We start from the raw sequence: 14,634 nt of genomic DNA, 5'->3' as shown, positions 1-14,634 counted from the left end.
GTATCATGCCGGGCGCACCGGATCCCGAAACAAGTTCGGGATGACAGTGTGAGGTCACTTCGGAAACGCCGCATTCAGTCATGCTGAACTTGTTTCAGCATCCCGTTCTAAGAACCCCTATGCGCTTAAGTACGAAGACCCGCTAATCGCTGTAAGCGAAAATAGGGACTGACCGACTCCTATAGTATGTCTTTTTTTCGCGTAAAAGGCAGAGATTCCAACCAGGACCTTTTTCGGGCGAACGGCCGTTCGCCCCTACAAGAGAACTGCACAATCATCTGAAATTGTCATCCCGTAAAGCCTGCCCTGATTAGCTTGTCCTAATGAGCTCCTCTTCTGTCAGCCCGTAGTGCTCCTGCACCGGATCTTGCTTTTCCAGACTCTGCACGGATCTCGCTTCTGCCAGACCCTAGAAATTACTTTGTAGGAGCAAAGAATCTGGCTTGTTCCACAAAGTTTACGACTTCTCTTTTTTTCGTCATAGACACATCTGTGTTTCTACTGTACAATATATTTCGTATGCGAAATATTCGAAGTCTAAGTATTCGTATGCGAAAGTTCGAATGATGTGCATAGAAGGTGGTTTTGTTGGAGGAAAGCTCTAGAATACAAGAGATGCTGACGCTTGTCAAGAGGATAATGTCGGTTGTAAAGCAGAATTTCGAAAGTGATTTCAAAAAGATGGGCTTGACCCAATCACAGATCCTTGTTATGAGAGTGCTGAACCTACGTGGCGATATGAAGGTAAGCGATATAAGTAAAGAACTCGATCTTTCTAATAGCACGGTGTCTGGGATAATCGACAGGCTCGTCGAAAAGAAGATCGTCCAAAGAAAGAGAAGTGACGAAGATAGGCGAATCGTGATGATAAGTCTTGCGGACGAGTATCGCCAACCAGTTAAGAAAGGTCTCAATGCCTTTGCGCAAAAGATGAGAAAAGCATTGTCAACCATGACAGAAGAAGACGTTGATTCCATCATTCGAGGGCTCGAAAAGCTGGAGAAGATACTTGAAGAATCGCAAGAACCCAGAGAGAGGGGACGAAGCCGATGCTCAAACTGATTCGGTACCTTAAACCCTACACTGTCTTCATCATTGTCGCAGTGGCCCTGCTCTTCGTTCAGGCGATGGCGGAATTGGCCCTTCCAGACTACATGTCGAATATCGTAAATGTCGGAATCCAGCAGGGCGGTATCGAAGACGCAGTCCCGGAGGCCATTAGCAAAGAGGCTTTTGATAACGTCTCGCTGTTCATGAGCGGAGAAGATAAGCAAAAAGCTCTGAGCCACTACGATCTCATAACAAAAGACTCCGCCACTTACGAAGAAAACCTCAAGAAGTACCCTGCGCTGGAGAGCAAAGATGTCTATGTGCTAAAACCCGGAGAGATTGAAGACCGGCAGGCCCTCAGTCTGATCTTTGGCAAAGCCCTCATGGCTTACTCCGGAGTCAAGAACGGCATGACTGGGTCAAACGGTAGTTTCGCGCCCCCTGAGGGCTTCAACATCCCCGAGGGGGCAAACGTATTCCTCCTTATGAGGCTGATGCCCGAGGCTCAGAGGCTCGAAATGCTAAATCAGATCGACAGCATGGTCGAAGTCATGGGTGAAAACATCGTCAGCCAGTCGGCTGCGCTCGTCGTGAAGGAAATCTACGAAGAGCTCGGCGTGGACACTACTAAGCTCCAGAGCGCCTACGTGCTCAGCACGGGCTTGGTCATGGTTCTCGTGACTCTGCTGAGCACACTGTCCACAATCATGGTTGCCTTCATCGCTTCGAAGATAGCAGCCGCCTCGGCCAGAAGGATGAGAAGAGACGTTTTCGAGAAGGTCGAGAACTTCTCAAACTCCGAATTTGCCAGGTTTTCTACGGCTTCGCTCATAACCAGAACAACAAACGATATAACCCAGATCCAGCTCGTGATTGTTCTTCTGATTAGGATGGCATTCTACGCCCCGATCATCGGTGTCGGAGGAATCATAAGGGCTCTTGAGAAGAGTACTTCCATGTCCTGGATTATTGCACTTGCCGTCATCATAATGCTAGGCCTGATTGGAATCGTGTTCGCCATAGCCCTGCCTAAATTCAAGAAGATACAAAAGCTTATAGACAGGCTGAACCTGGTTACAAGGGAACATCTTTCCGGTCTCATGGTCGTCAGGGCCTTCAACACCCAGGAGTTTGAAGAAGAGCGATTCGACACAGTGAACAAGGACTTGACAAGAACCGACCTCTTCGTTCACCGGGTGATGGTAGTGATGATGCCGGCGATGATGTTTGTGATGAACGGTACTATGCTCCTCATCGTCTGGGTGGGCGCGCACCAGATAGAGGCCTCAACCATGCAGGTCGGAGATATGATGGCCTATATCCAGTACACCATGTTGATCATATTCGCCTTTCTCATGTTTACAATGATGTTCATAATGATCCCAAGGGCCTCCGTTTCAGCAGCCAGAATCTCCGAGATCCTCGAGGTCGACCCCCAGATAAAAGACCCAAAAAAACCGAAGAAATTTGGTAGTGATTTCAAGGGAACTGTCGAATTCAAGAACGTGTGCTACCGCTTCCCTGGTGCCGAGAAAAACATTCTGAACGACATAAGCTTCACGGCCCTGCCGGGACAGACGACGGCGATCATAGGCTCGACCGGCTCGGGGAAATCTACGCTTCTGAACATGATACCGAGGTTCTACGATGTCTGTGGCGGTCAAGTGCTGGTGGACGGAATTGACATCCGGGAAGTAAATCAACATGAGCTTAGAGAAAAGATAGGCTACGTCCCCCAGAAGGGCATCCTCTTCAGCGGAACTATTGAATCGAACCTCAGATACGCCAATGAGAATGCCTCTGATGAAGAAATCAAAAGGGCTGCGGAGATCGCCCAGGCCCTCGAATTCATAAGGGCGAAGGAAGAAGGGTTTGACTCGCCAATTTCCCAGGGCGGGACAAACGTGTCTGGAGGGCAGAAGCAGAGGCTCTCCATAGCCAGGGCGCTTCTGAAGAGGCCGAAGATACTCCTCTTCGATGATAGCTTCTCGGCCCTCGACTTCAAGACTGACGCAGCACTGAGGAGAAAGCTCAAAAGGGAAACGGGGGACAGCACGATGATAATTGTTGGCCAGAGAATTGCAACGATAAAGAACGCCGACCAGATACTCGTTCTTGACGAGGGCAACCTTGTTGGAATCGGCAAACACCACGAACTGATGAAAAGCTGTCAGATATACAGAGAAATTGCGCAATCACAGCTTTCAGAGGCGGAACTAGCATGAGCAAGGATAGTAGAGAACACGGAAGAGGCCATCTAGGTCGTCAGGGCGGTCCAGTGGGGCCCGGCATGATGCGAGGAGGAGAGAAGGCCAAAGATCTTCGAGGGACACTGAAGAAACTCGTTCAATATCTTAGGAAGTACCAGGTTTTGATAATCGTAGTGCTCTGTTTTGCGGCGGCCGGCGCTCTCTTCTCCATAATGGGTCCGAAGATACTCGGGACGGTGACAACTGAAGTATTCGAGGGAATCATGGCCAAAATCACCGGGACCGGCGAAGGAATAAACTTCGAGTCGATCGCCAGAACAATGCTTATTCTTCTCGGGCTGTACGTGCTCAGCGCCCTGTTTATGTACATCCAGGGATGGATAATGTCGGGCATATCCGCGAAGGTCACATACAAATTCAGGCAGGAAATCTCCCAGAAGATAAACAGGCTTCCCCTGAAATACTTTGACAAGAGTTCCCAGGGAGACGTCCTGTCAAGGGTAACAAACGACGTCGACACCATAAGTAGAACGCTAAACCAGAGTCTGAGCCAGATCATAACATCTGTCACGACAGTTGTCGGTGTCACCATAATGATGTTCTCGATAAGCTGGCAGCTAACACTTATAGCCTTGCTAATGCTACCTGTTTCTATGGGGCTCATCACCTTTGTGGTCAGGCTTTCCCAGAAATACTTCAAGAAGCAGCAACAGTACCTCGGAAAGGTAAACGGCCACATTGAGGAGATGTACGGAGGCCACGTCGTTGTAAAGGCCTTCAACGGAGAGGAAAAAAGCATACAAACCTTCGACAACCTCAACGCCGACTTATACGACTCCGCCTGGAAATCACAGTTTCTCTCCGGCATGATGATGCCCATAATGACATTTGTGGGAAACCTTGGATACGTCCTCATAACCATAGTAGGCGGCTGGTTTGCCGTCAGAAAGATGATCACTGTCGGCGATATCCAGGCCTTTATACAATACGTAAGGTCGTTCACTCAGCCCATCGCGCAAATCGCAAATATCATGAACGTCTTCCAGCAGACGGCAGCTGCAGCGGAGAGAGTCTTCGAATTCCTGGAAGAAGAAGAGGAAGTTGCCGAGACTACCGATCCTGTCAGAGGAGTCGATCATCACGGCCATGTCGAGTTCAAGAACGTCAGATTTGGCTACGACCCGGAAAAGATAATCATAAAAGACTTCTCCTGCGAAGTTGACAAGGGCCACAACATTGCCATCGTCGGCCCCACGGGAGCGGGGAAGACGACCATAGTCAAACTCCTGATGCGCTTCTATGATGTCAACTCCGGAGAGATACTTCTGGACGGACATAACATAAAAGAATACACCCGACACGACCTGAGGGAAAACTTCGGAATGGTCCTGCAAGACACCTGGCTTTACAACGCCAGTGTCTGGGACAACATCAAATACGGAAGGCTCGACGCAACCGATGAAGAAGTTCTTGCAGCGGCTAAGGCGGCTCATGTCGACTCCTTTATCCATACCCTCCCGGACGGATACAACCTCGTACTGAACGAAGAGCAGACGAACATCTCGCAGGGTCAAAAGCAGCTCATAACCATTGCCCGGGCAATACTGGCAGATCCGAAAGTTCTTATTCTAGACGAAGCGACCAGTTCAGTCGACACAAGAACGGAAGCCTTGATACAGAAAGCCATGGCAAACTTGATGAAAGACAGGACCAGCTTCATCATAGCCCACAGACTTTCAACGATAAGAGATGCCGATCTCATACTCGTAATGAACGAAGGCGACATCGTTGAACAGGGAACTCACGAAGAACTTCTTGAGCGAGGCGGCTTCTATGCAGAACTTTACGCCAGTCAGTTTGAAAGCGACTTCGTGGAGGCCGTATAAGCAAGAGAAAGACAAAATCGTAACATTAACGAACATGGCGGGCCTTAAGCCCGCCTTTTTCTATCTTCACGAGAAAATAGGGACTGACAAATCTCTTAATGTCTGTAAGCGACTTTTGCTAGAGAACTCCAGATCCTGTCATGAACTTCGTTCAGCATCCCAATCAAAGAAACGCTGTACGCTTGGAAAAGCCGAGAAAGATCGCAATAGAGACGTTCGCTGCGCTCACGAGAAGGAGAGAGCGAAAAAAGGGACTGACCGGGTCCTGTGGTCCCTTTTTCGCGAGGGACAGTGATCCTGACCAGGAGCATTGTCAGGATGACGTTTAGCGGTGTCATCCCGTGATTCCCCCATGCTACCACCCCGTAAAGTTCGCCCTGAATCCACTCACTTTGTCATCCCGCAGCGCTCCTGTGCGGGATCTCTTCCAAAGAACTGCTGCACGCTTGGAAAAGCCGAGAAAGATCGCATTTGAGACGTTCGCTGCGCTCACGAGAGGACAACAGCAAAAATAGAGACTGACCGACTCCTATAGTATGTTTTTTTCGCGTAAAAGGCAGAGACTCCAACCAGGACCTTTTTTGGGCGAACGGCCGTTCGCCCCTACAAGAGAACTCCACAATCATCTGAAATTGTCATCCCGTAGAGTCTGCCCGGACGAGCTCCTCTTCTGTCATTCCGCAGCGCTCCTATACGGGATCTCGCCCAAAGAACTGCTGTACGCTTGGAAAAGCTGAGAAAGAACACATTTGAGACGTTTGCTTCGCTCACGAGAAGACGTGACTTCTCGCATGTCTTCAATCTCTCTCTCTCTCTTCTCTCCCTCTCTTTCTCTCTCTTCTTCTCTCCCTTTCTCTCTCTCTCTCTTCTCTCCCTCTCTTTCTCTCTCTTCTTGCAGGAGCGTTTTCAAGAGGAGCTTATTATCAGTCCGGCAACAAAGCGGGTGTATACTAAAAATGAAACCATATCTTTTTTGAGGGGTGAGAGCGTTGAAAGTTACGAGGAGAGCTTCTCTAGTTGTTCTTTTGATTGTGCTTCTTGGCGGTATGCTTTTCGGAGCCGGAAGCGAGTACACTGTTGTAAAGGGAGATACTCTATGGGAGATCGCAAAGGCGTATGGTGTCGACTGGAAGGAAATTGCCGAACTTAACGGAATCACTGATGAGTTTGCACTTCAGGTGGGAACGGTCTTGAAGATTCCTGAAGCCTATACGGAAATATCCGTCATGATTCCCAATATCGATCATGAGATTCCCGCTGTTATCTGTATACCCAACGGTGACGGTCCATTTCCATTAGTTGTTATGCTTCATGGAACAGGCTCTGATAAGAACGAGGCCGGTGGTGGTTACCTGCTGGCAGCTCCAGCGCTTGCAAAGGCCGGTATTGCGAGTGTTCGCTTTGACTTCATTGGGAACGGCGAGAGTACTGCCGACTACATTAACTACAATTTCACTTCAGCCGTAGACGACACGAACATCGCGTTCGCTTACGCGGCAAGTCTTCCAAGAGTGGACGGTCATCGGGCCGGGATAATGGGCTGGAGCCAGGGTGGAACGATCGCTTTGCTTGCGGCAGGACAGAATCCCGCTTACAAGTCTGTTCTCTGCTGGGCTGGCGCTCCTGACCTGTCAGGCGTTGGAAGCTTAGAAGCTTACGAAATTGCGAAGCAGAATGGTTACTATGAGCTGACCTTTGAGTGGAGAAGCCCTCTTAAACTGGGACTTCAGTGGTTCGACGAGGCCTACGGAACGGACGTCTTGCAGGTCTTCTCTAACTCAAGTGCACCGGTGCTTGCTATCAATGGTTCAGAAGACACAGTAGTCGATCCCGTGAATGCACAGAGAATCGTCGATGCATCTAGAAATGAGAAATCGAAGGTTCTTATAATCGAGGGCGCAGACCACACCTTCAATATATTCACCGGAGATATGACCGCATTCAATCAGCTAATAGAAGCCACTGTAGATTGGTTTAGCAAGACACTGTAAAAATCGTTCTTCGATAGCGCTATAAGTCACCAAAAAAGAGGGACAAAAGAAATGAGTCAGTCCCTCTTTTTGCTTTTCTTTATCTGAGTCTCTACCCAATGAGTCGCGAGCTTTCGTTTGATTCAGCGATTTATCGAAAGGGCGGATCTCGATCTTCACATCTTTACGTTAGTGAATAGTTCCTCAATGCTCTGTCTGCGGCGAATGAGCTTGACCTCTTCTCCGTCCACGAGCACTTCCGCAGGGAAGGGCATTCCGTTGTAGTTGTTTGCCATTGAGAATCCATACGCGCCGGCATTCTCCAAGACTATTGCGGTTCCGGGAATCGGTACTTCGAGCTTTCGGCCTCTGGCAAGAATGTCACCGCTTTCACACAGCGGACCGACCACATCGGCAGTGACGGTCTTTTTTGTGCTTGCGAGGACCTGAATTCTGTGATGGGCATCATACAGCACTGGTCTTATCAAGGCGTTCATTCCAGCGTCGGTGACAATAAATATCTTTTCCGAAGGCTTGACGCTGACCACTTTGGTGACCAGATAGCCGGCCGGACCTATGATGAATCTCCCCAGTTCGGCTATCAGTTTACCGTCGAAGCCTGCAAAGATTCCGGATATTCCTTTTTGAAGTCTTTCAATGTCAAGCTCTCTTCCTTCGTAGTCTATTCCCCAGCCTCCACCAAGATCGATGTGCTTGAATCCGTATTGCTTTGCACAATCGAGGGCCTTAGAATAGGCATCGAAGAAGGGTTCCACGTCCGTAATCTGAGAGCCTATGTGAAGATGTATTCCATCTATCCTGTCGGCAACTTCCGAGACCTTTTCTATGGGCACGCCGAATTTATGGGCCCTCAAGCCTGTCGATATATGCGGGTGAGTACGGGCATCTACATCGGGGTTTACTCTCAAGAGCTTGATCACATTTACCCCGTCCCAGAGCGGCAACTCCTGAAGTGAGTCGATGCAGACAATGTTGAGCCCCTGGTTCACGAAATGTCTAATGTCTTCGTGAGTTTTGCCGTTCCCGTTCCAGAGAATTCGGTTCATTCCGGCCATCTTCGACGCAAGAAGCTCGCCCCTCGAGACGACGTCGGCTCCGATTTCCTCCTCGGCCATGATCTTGAGAAGTGCGGGGTTGTTGTTGGCTTTAAGGGCGAAGACTATCTCTGCATCGAGACCATCGAAAACGGTCTTCGCCTTCTTTATCCTCTTCCTTATCTTTTCCGAATCATATACGTATAATGGTGTTCCAAACTCATTTGCAAGTTTCTGAAAATCAATCATTTAGTCCTCCAAAATCCAGTCGCTCCGTTATCTCGTCTATCTCTTCTTCCGAAATATTCAGCGCCGGAAGGAACCTTATGCTTCCCGCCGTAACATTTAGAAGTACCTTCCTTTCAAAGGCGAGGCTCTTTATTCTTTCAGGGTTCTCCGTTGAAACGCCAATCATGAGTCCCATGCCTCTCACTTCTCTTGCCCAGGGAAGTCTCTCCAGATTCTCCTTCAGATGGGCCCCACATATTCTAACACTTTCTAGAAGAGCCGAGTCCATTCTACTCAAAACGGAGAGCCCTGCTGCGAGGCTGACTGGATTCGGTGCAAATGTGGAGCCGTGATCTCCGGGATAAAAGGGCGATACGCCTCTGAACACGGCGGCCCCCAGGGGTAGTCCACCTCCCACAGCCTTTCCCAGTATTATTATGTCCGGCTCGATCGCGTAATTCTGATAACCAAAATACTCTCCCGTTCTGCAGAGGCCACTCTGTATTTCGTCGGCTGCGAGCAAAAAACCTCGCTCTTTTCTCAACTTCTCAATGGCTTGAAGAAGCTCGGCAGGGTATAGGTGAACACCGCTGTTCCCCTGAATGACCTCCACGAAGACCGCGGCAATTTCATCAGACAATACTGCCTTTTCAAAATCTTGAACACTCTTAGGAATGAACCGAACGTCGGGAAGTAGCGGTTCAAAGGGTTTCCGAAGCCTTTCGCTATGAGTTAGCGACAACGCGCCCATCGTTCTTCCGTGGAAGTTCCCCTCGAACGAAATCAGCTTGCCCTTTTTTAGCCTTCTTACAGCTTTTATAGCGGCCTCTGTGGCTTCCGTCCCGGAATTAGCGAAGTAAACTTCGCCTTCGGAATTTGAGAAGTCGAGGATAAATTTGCTGAGGGAAATCGCGTCTTCGTCGAGGAAGTAATTCGAAGTGTGGGAGAACCGCTGAACCTTTGAAGTAACGGCATCGACGGTCTTTCTATCCGTGTGCCCGAAAGCAAGAACCCCTATTCCGGCAAAGGTATCGAGAAACTCACCATTATCCGTCTCGATTCTGATACCGTGGGCACTGCGGATCTTCAATGGAAATGGCGAATAAACGTTTGACAGCATCTCATCATCTCACAGTTCGAATTCGTCGAGCAGGGCCTTCAAGGCCTTGCTTGCCTGAGATTTTGGAACTAACACAGAGATCTTTATTTCGGAGGTTGTCGTTGCTATTATTTTCGCGCCGGCCTTCTGAAGGGCTAAAAAGAACCGAGCAGCGACTCCTGCACTCGACCTCATGCCTACTCCCACGGTGGAAATCTTCGCAACGTCCTCATCTATAGTAAGTTCCCAGTTGTCTACATCGACCAGGACGCTTTCTATCGTCTTCTTTATTGCAGCGGGACTTGCTGAAAGCACAGTGAAGGCCAGATGAATATACCCATTATCGTTTACTATCGAGATCATGTCTACGTTGAAACTCGATCCAGCAACCGCCTGGAAGATCTTGCTTACGATGTCCGTATTTCCGGGAAGTTTGTTGATCGCGATCTTCAACTGGTTTGTGTCAATAGTCGCTCCAGTTACTACAGGCTGTTCAAGCCATTCCGGTAGCCTGTTCACCACTCTCGTACCTCCTTCTTCGCTGAATGAAGACAAACACAGGATTTCAACGTCATATTTCTTTGCTATTTCCACAGACCTTGAATGGAGGACTTTAGCCCCAAGGGCTGCCAGTTCAAGCATTTCGTCATATGTTATGTAGTCCAGTTTTTTCGCATCCTTGTGAAACTTCGGATCACAGGTGAAAATACCTGGGACATCGCTGAGTATTTCACATTGAACACCGGCTTTGGCCGCAATTGCAACTGCCGAAGTGTCTGAGCCGCCTCGCCCAAGCGTTGTTAAATTCCCTTCCGGATCTACACCCTGAAAACCAGTGACAACAATCACATCGTGCTTCTCAAGCTCGGCGTATATCTTATCGAGATTAAGATCGGCGATTCTCGCGTTATCGAAATCGCCAAACGTTGAGATCTCCAGCTGCATGGCGTTTTGCGAGATAGATCTAACTCCCATCTCTATTAGAGTCATCGAGAGTAGAGCAGCCGAAACCTGTTCCCCGGTAGAAAGAAGCATCGCCAGTTCTCTGCGATCGGGATTTTCGGTTACCGATTCGGCTAGAGATATTAGCTCATTTGTCGTCTTTCCCATCGCAGAGACGACAACGATCACTTTTTCTCCTGCGTCGACCTTCTTCTTTATTCTTCTTGCAACGTTTCTTATTCTTTCGGCATCGGCTACAGATGAACCTCCGTATTTTTGTACGATCATCTAGCTCTCCTGTATCTCACGCAGCTCTTTGACGAGATTCGTCTTGCTCGCCGTCTTCTCGTCGAACCGCTTCACTACCTTTGCAGGCATTCCCACCGCAACGGAATAGGGTGGAATATCCTTTGTGACAACGGCACCGGCAGCTATTACGGAATGATCGCCGACTCTTACGCCTTCAAGAATAACCGCGTTGGCACCGACAAGCACGTTGTCTTCAATAACAACGGGAGTGGCACTGGGCGGTTCGACCACTCCGGCAACAACGGCTCCAGCCCCTATATGGCAGTTGGCTCCGATAATCGCCCTTCCTCCGATTACGACGTTCATATCTATCATGGTGGCCTCACCGATTACAGCTCCGACATTCAGAACTGCGCCCATCATAATCACCGCGTTGTCGCCAATCTCTACGAGATCACGTATAATCGCTCCCGGTTCTATCCTTGCGTGGTATTTAGTCAGATCGGCCAGGGGAAGAGCGGAGTTCCGCGCTTTTACTTCGATGTAATGAGCCGAAATTCTCTCTGAATGTAACTCGAGGATAGCTTCTATCTCTTTCAGATCGCCGAAGAGAATCCCGAAATCCTTTCCGCCGACAAATCGGACATTCTCATGTTTCAGCCCTCTCAAATCGCCGGATAAGTAGCAGACCGCAGGGGTCTTCTTCTTCGCGTCTCTAATCATCTTTATGATCATTTCTGAGTCCATTTTATTACCTCCTCAAAGGAGTAAAAACCCTTCTCATGCTCCAGGCAGAATCGAGCCGCGGTCAGTGCGCCAATGGCGAAAACTTTTCTCGAGATCGCTCTGTGAGTTATCTCAATTACCTCACCTTCGTTTGCAAATACTATGGAATGATCCCCCGGAACTCCACCCACTCTCAGCGAATGAATGGGAAGATCCCTCCCGGTAGCGTCTTTCAGCATCAAGGCCGTTCCCGAAGGCGCGTCCTTCTTCCCGCTGTGGTGGGTTTCAATTACCTCTGCCTCAAAGCCTTCCAGAAGTGGCGAGAACTCTCTGAGAATCATCTTCAGTATATTAATCCCTGTGGAGAAGTTATAGCTCTGGACCACAGGCACCTTCTGCGAAAGTGTCTTGAGAGTTGCAAAGTCTGACTGACTAAGAGCGGTGGTACCGATCACCATACCTGCCCCGAACTGCGCGGCCAGTTCGATCGTAGTCTTAAGTACTTCGCGATTTGAAAAATCCACGATCACTTCCGGTTCGCCGTGCCGGAAGATCCCTGTATCATTAACTTCGAGAACAAGATCATGTCCTTTAAAGACCTCGATAATCTCTTTTCCCATACGGCCCGTGGAACCGATCAATCCGTATCTCACAAGACACCACTCTCCTGCAAAGCCTTCCGGACAACTTTTTGGTTTCCTCCTGAAAGCTCGTAAAGTGGCAGACGAAGTTCGTTTTGGCAGTAGTTCATAAGGCTGAGCGCGTATTTTACAGGAATAGGATTAGACTCCACGAACAGTGCCTTCATCAAAGGCAGAAGCTCCAGATGGAGCCCTCTAGCTATATGAAGATCGCCCTTTAGGATCGAATGAATCATGGCGGATGTCTTCATCGGCGCAACGTTGGAGATTACCGAGATCACTCCGTCACCCCCGCTGCAACAGAGATGGAAGGCCTGGTCGTCGTTTCCGGACCAGACTCTGAAGTCAGATTCCTTTGATCGCAAGGCGGAGATGAGGTAATCGACCTGATACTGGTCCCCGCTCGCCTCCTTTACACCAACGATGTTATTGAACTCTAGACATCTGATTACCGTGTCCGGCAGGATGTTTGCCCCTGTCCTCCCCGGTACGTTGTAGATGATAACTGGTCCCTGTACTCGCGTCGCTATCTCTCCAAAGTGTCTGTAAAGGCCCTCTTGTGTTGGTTTGTTGTAATAGGGTACAACTACAAGCACGCCGTCGGCACCTTCGTCAAAAGCCTTCAGCGAGCTCTTTATTGTCTTCTCCGTCGAATTCGTCCCGGTACCCACTATTACGGGCACTTTCCCGCCTGCCTCGTCCACTGCAATTCTTATCAGTTTGGTTCGTTCAGATTCATTTATAGTCGGTGATTCGCCGGTCGTGCCGAGAACTATCAATGCCTCTATTCCGTTCTCAAGCTGGAAACGAAGGAATCGCCTGAATGCGTCGAAATCAACGGCTCCGTCTTTAAAGGGCGTTATAACTGCAGTTCCAGTTCCTCTGAACATTTCTCCACACCTCCTCCAAGATAGGCGGATCCATCTCTGAATGACACGGTAAGGTCCCCGCCATTTGCCTGTAGAATGACTTTTTCACAGCCAGTTCTCCGCGAGTAGACCCAAGCTACCGAGGTGGCACCACTTCCGCAGGCACCGGTTTCGCCTTCAACACCCCGTTCGAATGTCCGTATCCTGAGACTTCCTTCTTTCTTAACGGTGAATACGTTTATATTTGCATCGTAAAGATGTCTCAGAGGCAAAAGAGCGTTCCAATCTACTTTATCTGTGTCTCCTTCGATAACTAGATGCGGGACGCCTACGACGACTATCTCTCCAGAATAATCTTCCTCTTCAAAGGTACCGAGAAACCTGGGAGACGGCATTCGTACGCTGACTAGATCGTCCACTTTACCCAAAACGTTGCCCGCGTGAGAGGAGAATTCTACCAAATTGCGCTTCTCTTTCTCGTGAATGAAATAAACGTAGGTCCTCGCCCCATTCCCGCAAAAAGCGGCTCTGTTTCCATCGCAGTTGTAGTAGTCCATGAAATCTCTTTCGACGAAGATAGCTCCGTCTCTTCCGTCTACATACTTCAGCACAAGAAGGCGTTTCTCCATATCGCTCAGTTTTCTCTCTCTAGAGTCGACTACAAGAAAGGTGTTTCCCGTTGCGGTGTAGTATGCTCCTTTCATCATTAAGCACCTCCCATATGGGCTTTCATAATTCTGACCGCGTTTGTTGCGGCACCAACGCGGATGTTGTCCGCTATGTTCCAGAAAAGGAATCTGCTGGAATCGAAGGTCCTGAGTCGTGATACATAGACGAGATCAGAACCGGCAACTTCGAGGGGGGTCAAATGATCTTCGCTGTAAACAACGTTCTGAGAGTGCTCAATTTCGCTTTTCAGGCCGTCAAGCGTAAAGGGCTCGATCGTTTCGACGAATATGGATTCCGAGTGGCCGTGCGCAACGGGAACCCGGACAGTCGTAGGCCAGACGGAAATTGAATCGTCGCCGAAAATCTTTCGCGTTTCATTGACCATCTTCATCTCTTCGGTTGAAAAACCGGTCTCAAGTAAATCGCCTATTACAGGTACGACGTTTCTATATATCTGTCTGATGAAGACGGTTGGGACAATCTCGCCGGCCTCCTGCTTTTCGAGTTCGGCGACTCCTTTGTTGCCTGCACCCGATACCGCCTGATAAGTAGAGACGACTATCGTCTTGACTCCGTATCTCCTGTATATGCCACTTAAAGAAAGGACCATTTGTATAGTAGAGCAGTTCGGGTTTGCAATGATTCCTTTGTATCCCTTAACGAGAAAACCGTTGATTTCAGGCACAACGAGAGGAATCTCCGCATCGCTTCTGAAAGCCGACGAATTGTCGATCACCAGAGCCCCTTTTTCTGCAGCTATTGGCGAATAATGCCTCGAGATCGACGCCCCTGCCGAGAAGAGCACGTAGTCGTAGCCTTTGTCAAAAGAGTCTTCGCGAAGCTCGGCGACCTCTAAAGTTTTGTCTTTGAAGGTGAACTTCTTCCCCACACTTCTGCTGGAAGCGTAGAGATCGATCACTTCTGCTGGAATGTTCTCTTCTTCGAGTTTTTTTAACATCATTCGGCCAACTTCCCCGGTTGCGCCGACTATTGCAATTCTCACTAAACCACCTCCTGAATAACGAAAAAGTGTTCCCGAA

The 14,634-nt window shown here is 49.2% G+C and carries 12 protein-coding genes; 4 read left to right on the top strand and 8 right to left on the bottom strand.

All coding sequences use genetic code 11. The features are described 5' to 3' along the window. Window positions 1-588 precede the first annotated feature (588 nt). The 4 genes from V513_RS07905 (at window position 589) to V513_RS07880 (ending at window position 7,137) form a co-directional block, all read left to right on the top strand. Window positions 589-1,062, top strand: a complete 474-nt coding sequence (locus tag V513_RS07905; RefSeq protein WP_099772275.1) for a MarR family winged helix-turn-helix transcriptional regulator — start codon at window positions 589-591, stop codon at window positions 1,060-1,062. Further along, entirely contained in the window at window positions 1,050-3,275 is a 2,226-nt protein-coding gene (locus tag V513_RS07900; protein ID WP_006486310.1) for an ABC transporter ATP-binding protein, read from the top strand. Before V513_RS07905 ends, V513_RS07900 begins: the two co-directional genes overlap by 13 nt. After that, window positions 3,272-5,146: an ABC transporter ATP-binding protein gene (locus tag V513_RS07895; RefSeq protein ID WP_099772274.1), complete on the top strand. Its 1,875-nt coding sequence runs from the start codon at window positions 3,272-3,274 to the stop codon at window positions 5,144-5,146. The genes V513_RS07900 and V513_RS07895 overlap by 4 nt, the downstream gene beginning before the upstream one ends. A gap of 989 nt (window positions 5,147-6,135) precedes the next feature. Beyond that, the gene (locus V513_RS07880) at window positions 6,136-7,137 is read left to right on the top strand and encodes an alpha/beta fold hydrolase (RefSeq protein WP_099772271.1); all 1,002 of its coding nucleotides are present in this window, start codon (window positions 6,136-6,138) and stop codon (window positions 7,135-7,137) included. Window positions 7,138-7,292: 155 nt separating this feature from the next. Here V513_RS07880 and lysA read toward each other — a convergent pair whose 3' ends face one another. Genes lysA through V513_RS07840 form a run of 8 tightly spaced genes read right to left on the bottom strand, consistent with a single transcriptional unit; the run spans window position 7,293 to window position 14,597 of the window. Next, on the bottom strand, window positions 7,293-8,420 hold the full coding sequence (gene lysA, locus V513_RS07875) for a diaminopimelate decarboxylase (protein WP_099772270.1): 1,128 nt from the start codon (window positions 8,418-8,420) through the stop codon (window positions 7,293-7,295). After that, window positions 8,413-9,519 (bottom strand): aspartate aminotransferase family protein, encoded by a 1,107-nt coding sequence (locus V513_RS07870; protein ID WP_099772269.1) that lies wholly within the window; start codon window positions 9,517-9,519, stop codon window positions 8,413-8,415. Before V513_RS07870 ends, lysA begins: the two co-directional genes overlap by 8 nt. Window positions 9,520-9,528: 9 nt before the next feature. Further along, entirely contained in the window at window positions 9,529-10,728 is a 1,200-nt protein-coding gene (locus tag V513_RS07865; protein WP_006492854.1) for an aspartate kinase, read from the bottom strand. Beyond that, window positions 10,729-11,436: a 2,3,4,5-tetrahydropyridine-2,6-dicarboxylate N-acetyltransferase gene (gene dapD, locus V513_RS07860; protein ID WP_006492853.1), complete on the bottom strand. Its 708-nt coding sequence runs from the start codon at window positions 11,434-11,436 to the stop codon at window positions 10,729-10,731. Further along, window positions 11,421-12,068 (bottom strand): 4-hydroxy-tetrahydrodipicolinate reductase, encoded by a 648-nt coding sequence (locus V513_RS07855; RefSeq protein ID WP_099772268.1) that lies wholly within the window; start codon window positions 12,066-12,068, stop codon window positions 11,421-11,423. Before V513_RS07855 ends, dapD begins: the two co-directional genes overlap by 16 nt. Further along, entirely contained in the window at window positions 12,065-12,946 is an 882-nt protein-coding gene (gene dapA / locus V513_RS07850; protein WP_006492851.1) for a 4-hydroxy-tetrahydrodipicolinate synthase, read from the bottom strand. The genes V513_RS07855 and dapA overlap by 4 nt, the downstream gene beginning before the upstream one ends. Beyond that, window positions 12,916-13,632 carry a diaminopimelate epimerase gene (gene dapF / locus V513_RS07845; RefSeq protein WP_006492850.1) on the bottom strand — a complete coding sequence of 239 codons (717 nt, stop codon included), beginning with the start codon at window positions 13,630-13,632 and terminating at the stop codon, window positions 12,916-12,918. Before dapF ends, dapA begins: the two co-directional genes overlap by 31 nt. Further along, window positions 13,632-14,597, bottom strand: coding sequence for an aspartate-semialdehyde dehydrogenase (locus V513_RS07840; protein WP_099772267.1), 966 nt, complete (start codon window positions 14,595-14,597; stop codon window positions 13,632-13,634). Before V513_RS07840 ends, dapF begins: the two co-directional genes overlap by 1 nt. Window positions 14,598-14,634: the final 37 nt, after the last annotated feature.

The organism is Mesotoga sp. H07.pep.5.3 (genome assembly GCF_002752615.1).
GTDB lineage: Bacteria > Thermotogota > Thermotogae > Petrotogales > Kosmotogaceae > Mesotoga > Mesotoga prima.
The sequence above is the reverse complement of the archived record's forward strand: the minus strand, read 5'-3'. Positions and strand labels throughout refer to the sequence as shown.